Here is an 18,557-nt window from a genome sequence, read left to right on the forward strand (position 1 = left end):
CGCCATCGGCTGTCGAGTCGCTTTCACCGTCTTCGGTTGCCGGTCTCCGGTTCAACTCTCTTCCCGTTCCAGGAACTTGCGTACCCGCTCGGTACTGGGGTTGGTGAAGAAGGTCTCCGGATCGGCCTTTTCGATGATCAACCCCTTCTCCAGAAACACCACCTGATCGGAGACGGCGCGGGCGAAGGCCATCTCGTGGGTGACGATGACCATGGTGTAACCCTCGGCGGAGAGATCCTTGATCACCGACAGCACCTCGCCGACGAGCTCCGGGTCCAGCGCCGATGTCGGCTCGTCGAACAGCATCACCTGCGGTTGCATGGCCAGCGCCCGGGCGATCGCCACGCGCTGCTTCTGGCCGCCGGAGAGCGTATTGGGGTAGGCATCGGCCTTGGGCGACATGCCCACCTTCTCCAGCAGCTCCCGCGCGTGGGCTTCGGCCTCGGCCTTCGATTTGCCGAGCACGTGGATCGGCGCTTCGGTGACGTTGTGCAGCACGTTGAGATGCGGCCACAGGTTGAAGCTCTGGAACACCATGCCGGTGCGAGCGCGTACCCTGGCCAGCTCGCGCACCGGCATCGGCCGACCGGCATCGTTGACGCCGATGCGCTGGCCGCCGATATGGATGCTGCCGCGGTCGGGCTGCTCCAGCCAGTTGATGCAACGCAGCAGTGTCGACTTGCCGGAGCCGGACGAGCCCAGGATCGTCACCACGTCGCCCTCGCGCACCTCCAGATCCACGTCGCGCAGGACCTCGACGCCATCGAAGCTTTTCGAGAGATGGCGGATCGACACCGCGATCTGCTCGGGGGCGGTCATCCGGGAGGCGGAGATTTCAGGCATGGCTTTCTCGGCCCCGGCTTTCTCGGAATCGGTCTTATCGGTGGTGGTCGTCTCGGACACGGCTTTCTCGGACGTGTTTTTCTCAAACATGGTCGAATCCCCGTTTGGCGCTGAAGCGGCCACATTGCTTGATGATGATTTCCATGACCACGCTGACCGCCCAATAGAAGCCGATGACCACGATGAAGGCCTCGGTGGGAATGAAATAGGTGCCCGACAGGCTGTTGGCGGCGGCGGTCAGCTCGCGCACGGTGATGATCACCAGGAAGGCGGTGTCCTTGAGTGCATAGATCAACTGATTGCCCAGCAGCGGCCGGGTCTGCATCACGATCTGGGGCAGAATCAGGCGGAAGAACATCTTGCCCTTGGTGAAGCCGTGGGCCTTGGCGGCTTCGACCTGACCGGGCGGAAAGGTCAGTCGCGCGCCGCGGAATATCTCGGCGAAGTAGCAGCCGTGGTAGACCGCCAGTGCCCCGACGCCGGACCACCAGGCATCGAGACGAATATCGAACGCCGGCAGGCCGTAGTAGAGCAGATAGGCCAGGATCAGAAACGGCAGCATCCGCATGCCGTCGATGAACACCCGCAGCGGCACGGTCAGGCGGGGTCGGCTGCCCTCCAGCAGATAGAGCATCCCGCAGCCGATCACGAACGCGGCGCTGACCGACAGGCCGAAGATCTCCATCGTGCTCAGGAATCCGCTCCAGAACTGATCGCGGGCGCTCCACAGAATTTCCCAGTTACTCATGACGCTTCCTCACCGTCCTTTTCTCACGTGGCCAGCCGGTTGGCGCGGCGTTCGGCCAGCCGCTGCAGCCAGACCAGACAACCGATCGCTGCCATGTAGAGCGCGCAGGCGACGAGGATCGGTGGCAGGGGTTCGTAGGTCACCGCGGAGATGCGGTTGGTGACGCGGGTCAGGTCGACGATGCCGATCACCGCGATCGCCGGGCTGCCCTTGATCAGAAACGACATCTCGTTGATCAGGCCGGGGAGGCTCGTGATCATCATCTGCGGCAGCATGATGCGCCGGAAGGTGACCCACGGCGTCATGCCGGCGGCCATGGCCGCTTCGCGCTGTTCGCGGGAGAAGTTGCGGAAGGCGCTGCGCCAGATCTCGGCGTTGAACGCCGTGGTGTTGAGCGTCAGCGCCAGAATGCCGGCAACGTTGCGGTCGAGGTTGAGTCCGAAGGTCGGGGCGCTGAGGAAGATGAACAGCGCCAGGGTGACCAGCGGCGTGGCGCGGGCGAGGCTGATGTAGAGGACCAGGATCTGGTCGACGACAGGAATTCGGGCGATGCGGATCAGGGCCAGGATCAGGCCGGCCGTCACCCCCAGGACGATCGAGACGCCGGAGATCCAGACGGTCGTCCAGGCGCCTTCCAGCAGCATTTGCCAGGCACTGGCGTTCATAGGCGGACCCCAGAAGCAGGAGGGCGGGGAGGCGTCGCGAGGGAGTCGCGACGCCGCTACCGATTCGGGACGTCAGGGGGCCGGTATCAGTCGCTCAGGCCGGCCAGCTCGTGGAACTGCTCGACGCTCTCCAACGGTTCGTCGGGCAGATCGGGGAAGCTCTCGCCGAACCACTTCTCCTGCAGCTCGGCCAGGCGGCCGGTCTCTTTCATGTGTTCGAGGAATTTCGTCATGTAGGCGAGCAGTTCCGGGCTCGATTTGGGGATCGGCCAGGAGACGTAACCGGCACCGGACACCGCCGGGCCCTTGGCGAAGACGTCCGGCTTGGAGGCGACCAGGGTATTGACCGGCACGGCGGAATCGATGACGAAGTCGAGACGCCCGTTGGCCAGGTCGGCGAAGGCTTCCGGGTAGGATTCGTACTGCACCACCTCGCCCAGTTCGCCGCCGTCGTCCTCGAGCATCTTCTTCAGTTCCGGCAGCCGCGACAGCAGCACGCTGCCCGCCTGAACGCCTATCCTCTTGCCACTGAGATCGTCGACATCGCTGATGCTGTCGTCGTCGGCGCGCTTGATGGCGAAGTGCTGGGCGGAGGCGTAGGGCGGGGTGTAGTTGAACACCCGCAGGCGCTCATCGGAGACCGACGCGCCGGTCAGCGCCATGTCGTACTGGCCGGTGGAGACGGCCGCCAGCAGGCCGGTCCAGGGCAGAATGTCCTGGCGGATCTCGAAGTCGGCGTAGTTGCGCAGCTCCTCGAGCATGTCGGTGTTGAAGCCCTTGGCGTTGCCGTCCTCGATGAAGTTGAACGGCGCGTAGTTGTCCTCGGTGGCCACGCTCAGGTAGCCGCGGCTTTCGATCTCGGGCAGGTCGGCGGCGAACGTCGCAAGCGACAGGGTCGACAACGACAGCGCCACCAGCGTACCGGCCATGGCCTTGGCGGCGAGGCTGGGCAGGTGGAAGGCGTTCGGTTTACGGGTCGGGAAGCGCATCATGGAATACACCCTCTCGTTGTTGTTGGCGGTGGTGATTGCGTACCGTGACCCCACCCTAAAGAATCCCGAAGCGGTTGCTATAGAGCCAGTTGCCAGGCATTGGCTGGCCAGATCGCCGCCGTCGCCTGCCAGTCAGTCGAGCGCCTTGAGCATCGAATCTGTCAGCGAGGGCGCACTTTCGTCGCCCGCCTTTGGTCGTATTACATGCAAAAGTGTTTGTCGTGGCCTGCGCTGTCGACTCTTCATAACTCTTTTGATATCAAAAACAAGAAATACATATATTAGCGATAATAGCTATGCGGATCCTACGCTTCGCAGGCTCAAGGAAAAATAAACCTCCGGGGGCCCGCGATGCGTAATGCCAAGCTCAGCGTGATCGAGAAGATTGGTTTCGGCATGGGAGATGCCGGCAACAACATGACCTTTGCCGCCGTGGTCATGTATCTCTCCTATTTCTATACCGATGTCTACGGCATCTCGCCGGCCATCGTGGGTACCATCTTCATTTCCATGCGCTTCGTGGATGCCATCACCGACCCGCTCATGGGCGCACTGGCCGACCGGACACGCAGCCGCTGGGGCCGATTCCGCCCCTACATACTGTTTATCCCCGTGCCCCTGGCCGCCTCCTGTGTGCTGATGTTCACCACCCCCGAATGGTCGGAGTCCGCCAAGATTGGCTACGCCTTCGCCACCTATTTCGCGATGTCGCTCCTCTACACGGCGGTGAACATTCCCTACTGCGCGCTGGGCGGTGTGATCACCGACGATCACCGCGAGCGGGTATCGTTTCAGTCCTGGCGCTTCATCCTGGTTGGCGTGGCCTACCTGATTCTCAACAGTAGCCTGATGCCGCTGGTCGAACTGCTCGGCGGTGGCGACGAGGCCCAGGGCTTTCAGTACACCATGGCGATCATGTCCGTGATCGCACTCGCCATGTTCGGCTTCTGCTTCTCCACGGTCAGAGAACGCATCCAGCCGCCCTCCAAGCAGCAGGAACATCTGATGACAACGCTCAAGGCGTTAGCCAAGAACGAGAAATGGCGGATCATCCTTGGCATCACCTTCCTGCAGGCATTGCAGTTCTTCCTGCGTCAGGGTGCGGCGATCTACTTCGCCACCTACGTATTGGGCTTGGGGGCTACCGGCATTTCCGTGTTCGTGACGTCCGGAGTCGTCGGAAAGATCGCGGGCACCGCCATTTCAAGCTGGTGCAGCAACCGCATCAGTAAGCGCAACGTTTTTCTGGCAAGCACCTGCGCCCTGATTCTGGCCTCAGTGATGCTCTATCTAGTACCTGGCAGTTGGGTTCTGCTGGCGACGATGTTGTTCGTGATCGTCAATTTCTTGCATGGCATCGGTACGCCGATCTCCTGGGCACTGATGGCGGATGCCGAAGACTACGGTGAATGGAAAACCGGCACCCGCAATACCGGGGTTTCCTTTGCTGGCAATCTGTTCTTTCTTAAGCTTGGCCTCGCTTTTTCCGGAGGGATGATCGGCTACCTGCTCTCCTGGGGGGGATACCAAGCCGGCGTTGAGCAGCAAAGCGCCGACGCCCTTAACGCCATCAGCCTGCTGCTGACATTGATACCCGCCGCCATCAGCGCCGTGCTGGCCGTCGCCATCTGGCTCTTCGGTCTCGACGACCGCACCATGGATGCCATTCGCCGTGATCTGGATATCCGCAAGCGCGACAACGACGTCGACGATATTGACGCCCAGACGTCCCCGGCCACGGGCTCCGCCTTTTCCTGACTTCAAGCCAAGGAGATCATCATGCACACCCGCGTCACCCTGCATCGCGACTTCGTCATCAGCGAGATCGACGACCGCCTCTACGGCGCCTTCCTCGAGCACATGGGCCGGGCCATCTATAGCGGCATCTACGAGCCCGGCCACCCCGAGGCGGATGACAACGGTTTCCGTCGCGACGTGCTGGGCATGGTCAAGGAGCTCGCGCCGCCCATCGTGCGCTATCCGGGCGGCAACTTCGTCTCCGCCTACAACTGGGAGGATGGTATAGGCCCGCGCGAGGAGCGCCCGGTACGCCTCGACCTGGCCTGGCATAGTCGCGAGTCCAACCAGATAGGCATTCACGAGTTCGCCGACTGGTGCGAGCTGGCCGGCATCGACATGATGCTGGCGGTCAATCTCGGCTCACGCGGTATCGACGCCGCCCGCAATTTCCTCGAATACGTCAACCACCCCGAAGGCAGCGCCTGGAGCGACCTGCGGATTCGCAATGGCCGCGAGACGCCGTGGAACGTCAAGCTGTGGTGCCTGGGTAACGAGATGGATGGCCCCTGGCAGGTCGGCCACAAGAACGCCGATGAATACGGGCATCTCGCGAATGAGACCGGCAAGGCCCTGAAAGCCTACGACAGCAGCCTCGAACTGGTCGCCTGCGGCTCCTCCAACCCCGACATGGCCAGCTACCCCGAGTGGGAAGCCACAGTGCTCGACCACTGTTACGAGACAGTCGACTACATCTCGCTGCACATGTACTTCACCAACTACGCCGACGACCTGGGCGGCTACCTGGCGCTCAGCGAAAAGCTCGACCGCTACATCGGCTCGATCGCCGGCGTGATCGACTACATTAAGGCTAAGAAGCGCTCCCAAAAGGACGTGCACATCTGCTTCGACGAATGGAATGTCTGGTATCACAGCACCGAGCGCGACAAGCGCATCCTGCAGGGCAACGACTGGCCTTTCGCGCCGGCGATCCTCGAAGACGCCTACAACGTCGAGGACGCGTTGCTGGTTGGTTGCGTGCTCAACACCTTCATCCGCCGTTCCGACCGCGTGCGCATCGCCTGCATCGCTCAACTGGTCAACGTCATCGCCCCGATCATGACCGAAAGAGATGGCGGCGCCTGGCGCCAGACGATCTTTTATCCGCTCTATTTCGCTTCCCGCTTCGGCCGTGGCAAGGCCCTGCGACTGGCCATCGAAAGCCCGACCTATCCGGTGGATGAGCTCGGCGATGTCCCCTATCTCGACGTTTCCGCCGTGCACGACGAGGCGCACGAGGCCATCACGATGTTCATCGTCAACCGCCACCCCAGCGATTCGCTCGAGCTCGCTATCGACCTGGGCGGTTTCACGTCCTGCCGGATCGTGGACCATCAGAGCATCGACTATCCCGACATGAAGGCTGCCAATAGCGCCGAGCAGCCCGAGCATATTCGGCCCGCGCCCGGCCAAGGGCTCACCGTCGATGGCACGGCACTCGAGGGCAAGGTCGCAGCGCTGAGTTATCACATGGTGCGTCTGGAAGTGGCCGGGTAAGACGTATCGAAAATCGCGGACATCGCTGCCATCTTGCGCGCCGGCACAGAGCAGAGCATAGCGTAGCGAGTTGATGAAGTAGCTGATCGACGAGAAAGGAACTGGCGCAAATCTTGCAGCGTACAGAGTTCAGCCATGAGGCGGGAACTCGGCATGCTCGATCACTATTTTCATCTCGACTTCGATACCCGGCGCGGTTTGCAGGAACAGCTGCGCGAGGCGCTGCTGGACGCCATCCACACCGGGACGATCCCGACCGAGGAGGCGCTGCCTTCGTGTCGCAAGCTGTCCCTGCAGCTCGGTATCTCGCGCAACACGGTGGCGCTGGTGTACGAGGGGCTGGTGGAAGACGGCTATCTGGTCAGCCGACCGCGCAGCGGCTATTACCTGCATGATGCCTACCATGAGCCCGATGCACTGGAAACGAGCCGCGGCATGCGCGACGAGGTCGTGGATGCACCATCCTGGGGCAGTCGATTCACCCATCGGCCGAGCCATCTGCAGGGTGTCCTGCGCCCCAGCAACTGGATGAACTACGAATTTCCCTTCGTCTACGGTCAACTGGATACCCGGCTGTTTCCTCTGGAGCAGTGGCGCGAGACATCCCGCCGGCTGCTGGGCGGACGGCGCGAACGCCACTGGCTGAGCGACCGCTACGACCAGGACGATCCGATGCTGGTCGAACAGCTGCGCACCCGGGTGCTGCCCAAGCGCGGCATCCATGCCCGCAGCGACGAGATCCTGATTACCCTCGGCTCGCAGAATGCCCTGTTTCTGATCGCCCAGCTGTTGTTCGACGCGCGGACACGGGTGGCGATGGAGAATCCCGGTTACCGGGAAGCGGCCAACGTCTTCCTGCGCCAGGGCGCCCAGTTGAGCTACCAGACCATCGATGGCGAGGGCATGTGCCTGGACGCGGCGGCGGCGAAGAGCGACTACCTCTACGTGACGCCCAGCCACCAGGGGCCGACCGGGGTGACCATGAGCCGCCGCCGGCGTGAGGCGCTGATCGAGCAGATCCAGCGCCGCGATCAGATCGTGCTGGAGGACGACTACGATGCCGAGGTCAATTTCGATCGCCATGCCCAGCCGGCACTGAAGGCGAGCCGGGCCGGCTCCCGCGTGATCTACATGAGCAGTCTGTCGAAGCCGCTGTCGCCGGGCCTGCGGCTGGGCTACGTGGTGGCCGATGCCGAACTGATCGATGAGTTGCGGGCATTGCGCCGACTGATGTACCGACACCCGCCCTCAGGTCTGCAGCAGCAGTTGGCGCAGTTTCTCTCCCAGGGCCACTACGATCGCTATCTGCGACTCTTTGCCGACGAGATGCGCCATCGCTGGGAGATCATGGATGCCGCCATCGGCAGGGATCTACCCGACTGCCGCCGGGTTGGTGGAGATCATGCCAGCGTGTTCTGGCTGGAAGCGCCTAAATCGGTGGATACCCAGCGACTGGCCTGGCAGGCCGCGCAGCATGGCGTGTTGATCGAGCCTGGTTTCCAGCACTTCTTCGACCAGGCACCGCCGCGCAACTACATGCGGCTGGGATTCGGTGCCATCGACGCCGAGCGCATCGCGCCGGGCATCGCCCGGCTGGCCCGCGCGTTCGGCTAGATTCCGTACGCCAACACCTTGTGTTCGTCCAGACGACAGCGACCGGCCAGAGCCGGTCGCTCATCCTGCCTTGCTAAGCTGCTCAGCCAGCCGAAAACTCGCCCAGCACCTGGTCGAGGATGCCCAGACCCTCGGCGACTTCTGCTTCGCTGACGATGCACGGCGGCACGACGTGAATGCGGTTCTCGACCACGAACGGCAGCAGGCCCTTGGCGATCAGTGCGTTCTTGATCGCGCCCATCCGGTCCGCCGGCAGCGGCGCCCGGGTCTGGCGATCGCTGACCAGTTCCAGCGCGTGGAAGACGCCGAGGCCGCGGGTTTCGCCGACGATGGCGTGATCCCGTGCCAGCTGCTGCAGGCCGGCAGCCAGCGGGCCGTTGCCGATGCGCTCGGCGTTTTCCACCACGCCTTCCTCGGCCATTGCATCCAGCGTGGCGACGATGGCGGCCATGGCCAGCGGATGGCCGGAATAGGTCAGGCCGCCAAAGAACATGTGGTCGTCGAAATGGCGGCTGATCTCGTCGGAGATGATCACGCCCCCGGCCGGCACGTAGCCGGAGTTGACGCCCTTGGCGAACACGATCAGATCCGGCCTGGCGCCGAAATGCTCGAGGGCGAACCAGCGCCCGGTGCGGCCGAAGCCGGCCATGACTTCGTCGAAGATCAGCAGGATGCCGTACTGATCGGCCAGCCGGCGGACACCTTCCATGTAGCCCTTGGGGGGAATCAGCACGCCGGCGGTACCGGGAATCGACTCCAGCAGAATCGCGGCGATGGCGTTCGGCCCTTCGCATTCGATTACGCGCTTCAGGTGCTGCAGCGCACGCTGGCACTCCTCTTCCTCGTTGCCGGCCCAGAAATCGCTGCGGTAGAGAAAGGGGTTGAAGAAGTGGGCGTGGCCGCGGGCGAACTCGTTGGGCACGCGTCGCGGATCGCCGGTGGCGACGATGGCCGAGCCGGTATTGCCGTGATAGGAGCGGTAGGCCGACAGGATCTTGTCGCGGCCGGTCACGCTGCGCGCCATGCGCATGGCGTTTTCGTTGGCATCGGCGCCGGCGTTGGTGAAGAACACCTTGCCGAAGCCGGAGGGCGCCCGTTCGAGGATCCGCTTGGCCGCCTCGCCGCGTGCCAGGTTGGCATGGGCTGGCGCGATGGTGGTCAGCTGCTCCGCCTGTGCCTGGATGGCGGCGATCACCTTGGGATGCTGGTGGCCGATGTTGGTGTTGACCAGCTGACTGCTGAAGTCCAGGTACTCCTTGCCATCGTAGTCCCAAAGCCGGCATCCCTTGCCACCGGCGATCACCATCGGCGACAGGTTGCCCTGCGACGACCAGGAGTGGAATACATGCTGGCGGTCGAGCTGGTGGACGTACGCGTTGGAAACAACGTCGTTGATGAGGGTGTCGGTCATGGCAGGGTTCCTGTTGTTTGGCGTTGCTGACGAGCGCTCACGGTGGCTGGTCGGCATCGACATCGACGCTGACGAGATGATGGCTGGCGCATCCGGACGGTCGTTCGAACGATGGCGTTCACTGACGCGATTCAAGACTAGGGGGCGATGGGCGGATCGCGTAGAGCCAGAATTCGGCGGCGCTCGTGACAGCGATGGGAGATGTCCCGATACGGAGGCCGAACTGGCCCTACCCGGCGGCCGGGCGGCTGGGTATGGTGCTCGCTCGATGTCGACCGGTCGGTGCCAGAGTTGGAGGCGCCGGATGAGCCGATACGAGTAGATCTGAAAAGGGGAGGGCTGGCCAGCGTGATGTCGTCGATGCCGATGCTGTGGCCGGCCGTGGGACTGGCCTGTTTTGCCGGCGTGGTCCGAGGCTACTGCGGGTTCGGCTTTGCCATGTTGCTCGCGTTGGGGCTGATGCTGTTCCTGCCGCCGGTGGAGGCGGTGCCGCTGGCGCTGCTGCTTGACCTGGTCACCAGTATCGGCCTCTGGCGGCGTGCCGGCCGGCTGGCCGACTGGCCCCGCCTTCGGCGGCTACTGTGTGGGATGGTGGTGGCGACCGTCGTCGGCGTGAGCGTGATGGCGACGCTGCCGGCCACGCCGATGCGGATCGCGGTGGCCCTGCTGGCGTTGGCCGGCGCCGTGGCGCTGTTGCTGCGGCGTGATCCGCGCTCCGTGAGTGACGAGGTCGAGCCGGACCCGATCGGGCGCGACGCGAAGGGAGGCGGCTGGCCGAGCGTGATGGCCGGCGGCGTTTCCGGGCTGTGCATGACGCTGGCCTCGTCCGGCGGGCCGCCGCTGATGCTCTATCTGCTGCACCGGCGACTGGGGCCGACGACGCTGCGGGCCACGGCGATCGTGTTCTTCGCGGCCAGCAGCATGGCCTCTCTGGTCGGATTGGGGCTGGCGGGCGAACTCGGACGGGAGACGCTGCTCCGCGGAGCCTGGCTGCTGGTGCCTGCCCTGATCGGCAATGCGCTGGGACAGTGGGCTTTCGAACGCTCGAAGCCACGTTCGATGAAAGTCACCGTGGCGCCGCTGCTGATCGCGCTGTCGGTGTGGGTGCTGGCCCGTGAAGCCGGCTATGGTTAGGCCCCGTTTCGCCAACGGGTACACAGCGTCGAGCGCTGACTGTCGCTCGGCCATCGAAGTCTGACGAGGAGAAATACTGTGAGCGATGTCGTTTTCATCACCGGGGCCACTTCCGGGTTCGGCCGTGCGGCTGCCCATCGTTTCGCCGAAGCCGGCTGGTCGCTGGTGCTGTCCGGCCGCCGTGGCGAGCGCCTGGAGGCGCTGAAGGCCGAACTGGCTGACAAGGTGGCAGTTCACACCATCGTGCTCGACGTGCGCGACGATGCGGCCGTGCAGCAGGCCGTCGATACGCTGCCGGAGGGTTTCAAACGCGTGCGCACGCTGGTCAACAACGCTGGCCTGGCGCTGGCGCCCCAGCCGGCACAGGAAGTCGCGCTCAAGGACTGGCACACCATGATCGACACCAACGTGACCGGTCTGGTCAACGTGACCCACGCGCTGCTGCCGACGCTGATCGAAGTCGGTGAGGGTGCCACGATCATCAACGTGGGCTCCATCGCCGGTCAGTGGCCCTATCCGGGCAGCCACGTCTATGGGGCTTCCAAGTCGTTCGTCAAGCAGTTCAGCTACAACCTGCGCTGCGACCTGCTGGGGACCGGCGTGCGGGTGACCGATCTGGCGCCGGGTATTGCCGAAACCGAGTTCACCCTGGTGCGCACCGGCGGCGATCAGACGGCATCCGACAATCTCTATCGTGGTACCACGGCGCTGACCGCCGAGGACATCGCCGAGCAGATGTTCTACATCTCGACATTGCCGGCGCACATCAACTTCAACCGCCTGGAAGTGATGCCCACGCGCCAGGCCTGGTCGGCCTTCGCTATCGATCGCGACGATTGATGGCGGTCCGAGCCGCGCAGCGATAGCGGTGGCGGCATGAAAAAGGCCCGAGCCTGTCGACGACAGGCTCGGGCCTTTCCTTTCAAGCGGCTTTTGTCAGCGCTGGTCCCGGTGCCTTGGCGTCAGTCGTGCCGAGACGCCGGGTGCCAACTCAGGCCGTGGGGTTCTGTTCGATCCCCTGAACGTACCAGGGCGCGCCGTCACGCAGGGAGCGCTTGAGGTGCCAGGTTTCGTTGAACTCGGTCTCTTCGCCGTTTTCGTCGAGCACGCCATGGAACAGGACCGTCGCTTCGGCCTCGTCCTTGACCTCCTGCACGCTGCCCAGTTCGGCGAACAGGCGCACGATCTCGGTGCGGTTGTTGGCCGGCTGCGCCATGCGTTCCGCTTTCAGCAGGTTGTAGAGCTCAGGCGTGACGTACTCCTGAATCTGGCTGAGGTCATTGTTGTCCCAGGCGCGCTGGAGCGTAGTGAAGTGCTCCTTGGCACCGGTCAGGAAGCGCTCGCGATCGAACCAGGCCGGTTCGGTGGCGATGCCGCCGGTGTGCGTTCCCGTGGCGTTGCCGCCCATGAACGGCGTCGGCTGGGCACTGTTGTCTTCCCGCGTCGTGCCGTTGGGCTGGCCGCCATCGCGATGGCCGGCCGTCGCATGCCGCCGACGGCCCGCAATGAGCCGGAAGGCGATGAACGCCACCAGCGCGATCAGCAGCATGTCGAGCATCCGGAAGCCGTCGAAGGCGCCGCCGAAGAACAGCGATGCCAGCAGGCCGCCGGCCAGCATCCCGGCCAGCGGACCGGCGAAGCGGGAGAGTCCGGCGCTAGGCTGACGTGGCGGCGCCGAGGCGTTGCTGCGCGTGGTGGTCGGCGTCGGTTGCTGGACCGAGCGCGAGTAGGAACCGAAACTCTTGCCGCCACCGAGACGGCGCGCCTCGGCGTGGTCGACCGCGGCGCTGAAGCCGAGCAGGCCGACCATAATCATGACGAGCAGATGTCGCATGGCTTTCTCCTGAAATCGTTGTCCTGGACGAGTGACGGACCTGCATGGCACCGTTCGGGCGCACTCGTTGCTGCGAGCATTATCGCAGATCGTCATGAATGGAAGCTGAATGCCGGGAGGCCCGGGCTGCTTCTTTAGTCGCGTCTATCGAGTCTAGTCGCCTGGTCTAGTCACGATCCTGCTCGCGACGGCGGAAAACCGGCTTGTCCGACTTCGACTCTTCCGGCGAGTATCGGTAGCCGGCCACGTCGAATTCGGTCAGAGCTGAAGGCTTCTCGACCCGTTCGCGTATCAGCCAGGCCGCCATCAGCCCCCGGGCCTTCTTGGCATAGAAGCTGATGATCTTGAACTGGCCGTTCTTCTCGTCTCTGAACACCGGGGAGACGACATCGGCCTCGAGCTGCTTGAAATCGATGGCCTTGCTGTACTCGTTGGAGGCGAGGTTGACCAGAGTCGAACTGCCGCTGGCGGCGACCGCCGCGTCCAGATCCCGGGTCAGCCGGTCCTGCCAGTAGGCGTACAGGTCCTTGCCTGCGGCGTTCTCCAGCCGGATGCCCATTTCCAGGCGATAGGGCTGGATCAGATCCAGCGGTCGCAGCATGCCGTAGAGGCCGGACAGAATCCGCAGGTGATCCTGCGCGAAGGCGTTGTCGGCGTCGCTGAAGGTGGCGGCTTCCAGACCGACGTAGACGTCGCCCTGGAAGGCCTGTGCCGCGGGCTTGGCGTTGTCCATCGAGAACGGCGTCTGCCACTCGGCATAGCGCGCCGCGTTGAGTCCGGCCAGCTTGTCGCTAATGCCCATCAGTTCCGACAGCTGCTGGGGTGAGTAGCCGCGCAGGATCTCGATCAGTGCCCGACTCTGATCGAGATAGTCGGGTTGGGTGACGTCCCGTGTCGACGAGGGCGTTTCGAAGTCCAGCGTCTTGGCCGGAGAGATGATGCTGAGCATGGCGCGCTTATCCGTATGGGAAACGTTGCGTTATCGACTGCCGTCGCTGGCGGGCGTCAGGGGCAGGGGTTGGAGATTCTTCGGTGCACCGCTTCGATCGCGTCGAGCACGTCGTCGGAGAGTTCGAGCGAGTCGCTGGCGATGTTGGCATCGAGCTGTTCGAGGGTGGTCGCACCGATGATGTTGCTGGTCACGAACGGTCGTGAGGTCACGTAGGCCAGTGCCATCTGGGCCGGGTCCAGGCCGTGCTCGCGGGCGATGTCGACGTAGGCTCGGGTCGCTTCCTCGGCCAGCTCGGAGGTATAGCGGGAGAAGCGCTCGAACAGGGTCAGGCGGCCCTTGGGCGGCTTCTGGCCGTCGAGATATTTCCCCGAGAGCACGCCGAACGCCAGCGGCGAGTAGGCCAGCAGGCCGACGTCTTCGCGATGGGCGATTTCGGAAAGGCCCACTTCGAAGCTGCGGTTGAGCAGGTTGTAGGGGTTCTGGACGCTGGCGACGCGCGGCAGGCCCTGGGTATCGGCCAGATGCAGGCAGCGCATGACGCCCCAGGGGGTGTCGTTGGAAAGCCCGATGGCGCGGATCTTGCCGGCATCGACGGCATCCTTCAGCGCGCCGAGAGTCTCTTCCAGCGGCGTGGCATCGCTGTCGTCGCCCGGCAGGTAGCCCAGCTGACCGAAGCAGTTGACGTGACGATCGGGCCAGTGGAGCTGATAGAGGTCGAGGTAGTCGGTCTGCAGGCGCTTCAGGCTTGCGTCCAGGGCCTGGTGGATCTGCTCGCGGGTATGCCGCGGCCCGCCCCGCAGGTGTTCCATGCCACGTCCGGCACCCGCCGCCTTGCTGGCGATGATCAGGTCGTCGCGCTTGCCACGTTTTTGCAGCCAGCTGCCGATATAGGCTTCGGTGCGGCCCTGCGTCTCGGGCTTCGGCGGCACCGGATACATCTCGGCGGCGTCGATGAAATTGATGTCGGCGGCGATGGCGCGGTCGAGCTGTTCGTGCGCTTCGGCTTCGGTGTTCTGTTCGCCGAACGTCATCGTGCCGAGACACAGGCGCGAAACCTGCATGTCGGTCTTGCCTAAGGGGCGTCGCTGCATGTTGCACTCCAGGTTGAAATGGCCCGATCGAGACAAACCATGGGGACGAAAAACGGGCTGAAAATCGTATGTTACTGGCGCCGTCGTGAGGCGGCAAACCGGGCCTGGAAGCCGGGGGTTGAGTCGCTGGCCGGGCAGGCGTATTCTTGCGGCCTTTCGCCGCCCGGCCCCCCGGCCGAGTGCGCCTGTGAAAGGTCGATTCCGACGCGCCATAGAGCGTTGCCTGACGTTGCGGTAGTAGGTGTTGCGGCAATGTAGTAGGTGTTGCGGCAATAGAGAACAAGAGCGTCCAGATCGACACGGTAGTTCGGACCGTCAATGGGTCCCAGTTTCCAGGGTCACTGTCAGTTATGCCACAGACGTTTTCTTTCTTTACGCGTTTCGAGTTTCATCTGGCGACGCAGCTTAGCCATACGCGCTGGATGACACGCTCGCCGAGCAAGCAGCGCCTGATGTTGCGCTGGTTCAAGCGCTGTGCCGATGCTGGCCATGTGCCGGCTCGCTCGCTCTACGGCCGAGTGCTGATGCACCGCGGGATATCCCCGAGGGACAAGTCGACCGGCGCGCGCTACGTGCTGCAGGCGGCACAGCAGGGCGACCGTCACGCCCAGTACCAGGCCGGCCGCATCTACGAGCTGGGTTGCTCGCAGTATCAGCCCAGCGTTCACCATGCGGTGACCTGGTACGCTCGCGCCGGCGAGAATGGTCATGTTCGGGCCGCGGAGCGCCTGGCCGATGCGTATCGTCGCGGCGAGCTCGGCTTGCCGCACGACCCCGCCCGCGCGGATGAATGGCAGCGCTGGGCGCGCAATCTGGCTGAAGATGGTCCCAACGGCGAGACGCCCGTCGCGCTCGCCACGCACTGAGAGCCCGCAACCGTCGGCGCATCCTGCGTACCCCGCCATCGTCACGGTGTCGGGGTGAAGTTACGCCCCAACGCTGTCATGATGATGCCTCATCGGCGTCGCAAGATGAGACGGCATCATGGAGAGGGAGCCCGCAACGTGTTGCTGCCCACCCTGCTAGACATCGAAGCATCCGGCTTTGGCCGTGGCAGTTATCCCATCGAGATCGGCCTGGCCCGTGCCGATGGCAGCCGCTGTGCATTCCTGATTCAGCCGGTACGGGAGTGGACGCACTGGGATCCCAAGGCGGAACTGCTGCACGGGATATCCCGCGCTCGTCTGATTCGCGAGGGGCATCCTCCCATCGAGATCGCCCGCTGGCTCAACGACGAATTGGCATCGGCGGGGATCGCCTACAGCGACAGCTGGGGCTACGACAACACCTGGTTGTCGCTGCTGTTCGATCAGGCGGGGATGCTGCCGCGATTTCGACTGGAGGCGCTGCGGCGTCTGCTGAGCGAGGCGCAGACCGAATGCTGGGCCGACACCAAGGCGCGACTCGCCGAAGCGCATGAAATCCGCCGGCATCGCGCCGGCGACGATGCCCGCCTGCTGCAGCTGACCTATGCCGAGACGCTAAACGCCAAGTAGCCCCCCGCTCGACTTCCGGATCTAGCCTTCACCGCTGACGCTCAGCAGCAGCTTGCCGATATTGGCGTTGTCGGAAAGATGCTGCATGGCGGTTTCGGCTTCCTGAATCGACCAGGTGCTGGCAATCAGCGGCTTGATCTCTCCGCTGGTCAGTTTGGGCCAGACGTGCGCATACAGCGCGTCGAGAATCGCACCCTTGGCCTTCGTCGAGCGGGAACGCAGGGTCGAACCGATCAGGCGCTGACGCTTGACCAGCATGCGACCCAGGTTGATCTGCGCTTCCACGCCGCCCATCAGACCGATGAGAACCAGTCGGCCATCGGCGTTCAGCACGGCCAGGTCCTGAGCGATGTAGTCGCCTCCCACCGGATCGAGAATCATGTCGGCACCGCCCCAGTTCTTGACCGCCTCGACGAAGCTGCCGTCGTGCCGGTTCCAGCCGGCATCAGCGCCCAGCCGGTAACAGGTTTCCAGCTTGTCGGCGCTGCCGGCGGTCACGAAACAGGGGTTGCCGAACACGCGGCAGAGCTGGATCGCCGCCGTGCCCACGCCGCTGGCGGCAGCGTGCAGCAGGACGCGCTGGCCGGTCTGAACCGCCCCTTCCATGTAGAGATTGAGCCAGGCGGTCGCGAAGACTTCCGGCAGCGCGGCGGCTTCACGTAGCCCCAGGCCCTGGGGGATGGGCAGAACCTGCGCTTCGTTGACCACGACCTGCTCGGCATAGCCGCCGCCGGCCAGCAGGGCGCAGACTCGATCGCCCTTGCGGAAGCGCTCCACGCCCTTGCCGACTTCGCTGATGGTGCCACTGACTTCCAATCCCGGAATCTCGGATTCTCCCGGCGGCGGCGGATAGTTGCCGCCGCGCTGCATCAGGTCGGCGCGGTTCATTCCCGCCCAGGCCACATCGATCCGCACGTCGCTGGCGCCCAGAGAGCCGAGGTCGTCGTGTTCGCGCCAGATCATCCGGTTGTCTTCGATGGCGATGGCATGCATTCCCAATCCTCCTTGAGGGTTACGTTACCGGTGCTCGAACCGCGTCGTTCAAGCGTCGTGATTTCTCAGTCTGGCATCTTCGGCCAGGCGGTCCAGCAGGGTTTCGATATTGGCTTCGGCGAACAGCATGCGGCGGGTGGTGACATCGAGAAAGCCGTGTTCGACGGTGGTGTCGAGGAAGGTCAGCAGCGGCGAGTAGAAATCAGCGACATTGAGCACGCCGATCGGCTTGCCGTGCAGGTCGAGGTAGCGCCAGGTCCAGATCTCGAACAGCTCCTCCAGCGTGCCGATACCGCCGGGCAGGGCGATGAAGGCATCGGCATGCGCGGCCATGGCAGCCTTGCGTTCGTGCATGTTGTCGACCCGGATCAGCCGGGTCAGGCCATGGTGCGAGACTTCGCGCTGGACGAGATGTTCAGGCATCACACCGATCACTTCACCGCCTTCGGCGAGACAGGCATTGGCCAGCCGGCCCATCAGGCCATTGCGGGCGCCGCCGTAGACCAGCCCCCAGCCGCGTCTGGCGATCGCCGCGCCGAGTGCGTCCGTCGCTGCGGCGAAACGCGGATCGTTACCTTCACGCGAGCCCAGATAAACACAGATTTGCACGCTATCGCTCCTGGAAAACGAATAATGGAAGAGAGGACGAAGGATTCCCGGCCATCACGGAATGCTGGCGGCGACGTCATGCTCTGCATCGAGCCAGCGGCCGATGGCGTTGTCGCCGCAGAGATGGTGCGCATACTGCGTATGCAGGCAGCGCACCTGATCCCAGTTGGTGATCCCGCCGACGCCGCGCTCGCGCATCAGTTGGGTGTAGCCGCGCTGCTCCACCGCCTCGCGCTGTGCGTCGGTCATGAAATCCCAGCGCTGGCGCACGTAATCGGCATGGCTCTGGTGGTAACTGGCCATCCATTCCGGGTCCTGCTGCAGCCGGGCTTCCAGCTCCTTGATCACGCCACTGGCCTCCAGGCGCGACAGCACCACCTTGAGACGCTCGCAGGAGAGCCAGTAGAGCGTCGGGAAGGGCGCATCGTCGACGATCGGCGCCATGCGCAGGACCAGCGGGCGGCCACGACTGTCGGTGGCGGCAACCGCTTCGAGACCTCGGGGCGGGCGGCCCAGCTGTTCGGTGATGATCGCCAGTTGGGCGTCAGTCGGTATCTGATTGGTGTGAATCACCATGGGAGGAATCCAGTATGACCTTGTTGGAACGAGCCACGGCGCGATAGAAGGCCTGGCTCAGCTGCATCGGCGTGGGCGAGTAGAAATAGTCGCGCAGCAGGTAGTCGCGGGCGCGCTCGACCAGCACGGCGTGCAGTCGATTGAACGGCGCATCATAGTCGTAGGGATCGGGACCCGGCAAACGCAGATGCGGGTAGTCGGCCAGGCGCTCCATGAAGTAGTGCTCCAGCGCCCGCTCGACGGCACGATGGCGATCGAGATCGTCGGGATCGATCCACAGGTCGAAGTCTATCGACATGCGAAGG

General features: G+C 64.0%; 20 protein-coding genes. 8 read left to right on the top strand and 12 right to left on the bottom strand.

Annotation, left to right across the window (positions count from 1 at the left end):
• Positions 1-51 precede the first annotated feature (51 nt).
• From R5R73_RS03750 to R5R73_RS03765, 4 genes are all read right to left on the bottom strand, one after another.
• On the bottom strand, positions 52-819 hold the full coding sequence (locus R5R73_RS03750; protein WP_087717810.1) for an amino acid ABC transporter ATP-binding protein: 768 nt from the start codon (positions 817-819) through the stop codon (positions 52-54).
• Between the two features lie 106 nt (positions 820-925).
• Complete coding sequence (locus tag R5R73_RS03755) at positions 926-1,591, bottom strand: amino acid ABC transporter permease (protein WP_087717557.1); 666 nt, start codon at positions 1,589-1,591, stop codon at positions 926-928.
• A 23-nt stretch (positions 1,592-1,614) separates the two neighbouring features.
• Entirely contained in the window at positions 1,615-2,256 is a 642-nt protein-coding gene (locus R5R73_RS03760; protein ID WP_322528827.1) for an amino acid ABC transporter permease, read from the bottom strand.
• Between the two features lie 86 nt (positions 2,257-2,342).
• A complete protein-coding gene (locus R5R73_RS03765; protein WP_322528828.1) occupies positions 2,343-3,248 on the bottom strand; it encodes a transporter substrate-binding domain-containing protein in 906 nt (301 codons plus the stop codon).
• Here R5R73_RS03765 and R5R73_RS03770 point away from each other — a divergent pair.
• The 4 genes from R5R73_RS03770 to R5R73_RS03785 all read left to right on the top strand — a co-directional run bounded on the left by R5R73_RS03770 (position 3,247) and on the right by R5R73_RS03785 (position 8,156).
• Entirely contained in the window at positions 3,247-3,582 is a 336-nt protein-coding gene (locus tag R5R73_RS03770) for a hypothetical protein (RefSeq protein ID WP_322528829.1), read from the top strand. The genes R5R73_RS03765 and R5R73_RS03770 overlap by 2 nt on opposite strands.
• Before the next feature lie 17 nt (positions 3,583-3,599).
• On the top strand, positions 3,600-5,006 hold the full coding sequence (locus R5R73_RS03775; RefSeq protein WP_322528830.1) for an MFS transporter: 1,407 nt from the start codon (positions 3,600-3,602) through the stop codon (positions 5,004-5,006).
• A 21-nt stretch (positions 5,007-5,027) separates the two neighbouring features.
• On the top strand, positions 5,028-6,542 hold the full coding sequence (locus tag R5R73_RS03780; RefSeq protein ID WP_322528831.1) for an alpha-N-arabinofuranosidase: 1,515 nt from the start codon (positions 5,028-5,030) through the stop codon (positions 6,540-6,542).
• A 135-nt stretch (positions 6,543-6,677) separates the two neighbouring features.
• Positions 6,678-8,156 (top strand): PLP-dependent aminotransferase family protein, encoded by a 1,479-nt coding sequence (locus tag R5R73_RS03785; protein WP_322528832.1) that lies wholly within the window; start codon positions 6,678-6,680, stop codon positions 8,154-8,156.
• A gap of 82 nt (positions 8,157-8,238) precedes the next feature.
• Here the strand turns inward: R5R73_RS03785 and R5R73_RS03790 are convergent, their stop codons facing one another.
• Entirely contained in the window at positions 8,239-9,567 is a 1,329-nt protein-coding gene (locus R5R73_RS03790) for an aspartate aminotransferase family protein (protein WP_322528833.1), read from the bottom strand.
• 351 nt (positions 9,568-9,918) lie between these two features.
• Here R5R73_RS03790 and R5R73_RS03795 point away from each other — a divergent pair, with 351 nt between their 5' ends.
• On the top strand, positions 9,919-10,701 hold the full coding sequence (locus R5R73_RS03795) for a sulfite exporter TauE/SafE family protein (protein ID WP_322529557.1): 783 nt from the start codon (positions 9,919-9,921) through the stop codon (positions 10,699-10,701).
• Positions 10,702-10,779: 78 nt separating this feature from the next.
• The gene (locus tag R5R73_RS03800; protein WP_322528834.1) at positions 10,780-11,541 is read left to right on the top strand and encodes an SDR family NAD(P)-dependent oxidoreductase; all 762 of its coding nucleotides are present in this window, start codon (positions 10,780-10,782) and stop codon (positions 11,539-11,541) included.
• Positions 11,542-11,692: 151 nt separating this feature from the next.
• Here the strand turns inward: R5R73_RS03800 and R5R73_RS03805 are convergent, their stop codons facing one another.
• The 3 genes from R5R73_RS03805 to R5R73_RS03815 form a co-directional block, all read right to left on the bottom strand.
• A complete protein-coding gene (locus R5R73_RS03805; RefSeq protein WP_322528835.1) occupies positions 11,693-12,535 on the bottom strand; it encodes a Tim44 domain-containing protein in 843 nt (280 codons plus the stop codon).
• A gap of 166 nt (positions 12,536-12,701) precedes the next feature.
• Complete coding sequence (gene yaaA, locus R5R73_RS03810; protein WP_322528836.1) at positions 12,702-13,484, bottom strand: peroxide stress protein YaaA; 783 nt, start codon at positions 13,482-13,484, stop codon at positions 12,702-12,704.
• Positions 13,485-13,540: 56 nt separating this feature from the next.
• Positions 13,541-14,578 (bottom strand): NADP(H)-dependent aldo-keto reductase, encoded by a 1,038-nt coding sequence (locus R5R73_RS03815; RefSeq protein WP_322528837.1) that lies wholly within the window; start codon positions 14,576-14,578, stop codon positions 13,541-13,543.
• Between the two features lie 452 nt (positions 14,579-15,030).
• Here R5R73_RS03815 and R5R73_RS03820 point away from each other — a divergent pair, with 452 nt between their 5' ends.
• Positions 15,031-15,444, top strand: a complete 414-nt coding sequence (locus tag R5R73_RS03820) for a tetratricopeptide repeat protein (RefSeq protein WP_416221215.1) — start codon at positions 15,031-15,033, stop codon at positions 15,442-15,444.
• Positions 15,445-15,582: 138 nt separating this feature from the next.
• Positions 15,583-16,074, top strand: coding sequence for a hypothetical protein (locus R5R73_RS03825; protein WP_256960980.1), 492 nt, complete (start codon positions 15,583-15,585; stop codon positions 16,072-16,074).
• Positions 16,075-16,095: 21 nt separating this feature from the next.
• On the opposite strand, the gene R5R73_RS03830 is transcribed toward R5R73_RS03825, so the two are convergent.
• From R5R73_RS03830 to R5R73_RS03845, 4 genes are read right to left on the bottom strand one after another with little or no spacing between them, the layout of a single operon-like run.
• Positions 16,096-17,067 carry an NAD(P)H-quinone oxidoreductase gene (locus R5R73_RS03830; protein WP_322528838.1) on the bottom strand — a complete coding sequence of 324 codons (972 nt, stop codon included), beginning with the start codon at positions 17,065-17,067 and terminating at the stop codon, positions 16,096-16,098.
• A 48-nt stretch (positions 17,068-17,115) separates the two neighbouring features.
• Positions 17,116-17,676, bottom strand: a complete 561-nt coding sequence (locus R5R73_RS03835; RefSeq protein ID WP_322528839.1) for a TIGR00730 family Rossman fold protein — start codon at positions 17,674-17,676, stop codon at positions 17,116-17,118.
• Positions 17,677-17,730: 54 nt separating this feature from the next.
• Positions 17,731-18,252: a DUF501 domain-containing protein gene (locus R5R73_RS03840; RefSeq protein WP_322528840.1), complete on the bottom strand. Its 522-nt coding sequence runs from the start codon at positions 18,250-18,252 to the stop codon at positions 17,731-17,733.
• Positions 18,221-18,550 (bottom strand): hypothetical protein, encoded by a 330-nt coding sequence (locus R5R73_RS03845; RefSeq protein WP_071231706.1) that lies wholly within the window; start codon positions 18,548-18,550, stop codon positions 18,221-18,223. Before R5R73_RS03845 ends, R5R73_RS03840 begins: the two co-directional genes overlap by 32 nt.
• Positions 18,551-18,557 lie beyond the last annotated feature (7 nt).

The organism is Salinicola sp. LHM (assembly GCF_034479735.1).
Lineage (GTDB): Bacteria > Pseudomonadota > Gammaproteobacteria > Pseudomonadales > Halomonadaceae > Salinicola > Salinicola salarius.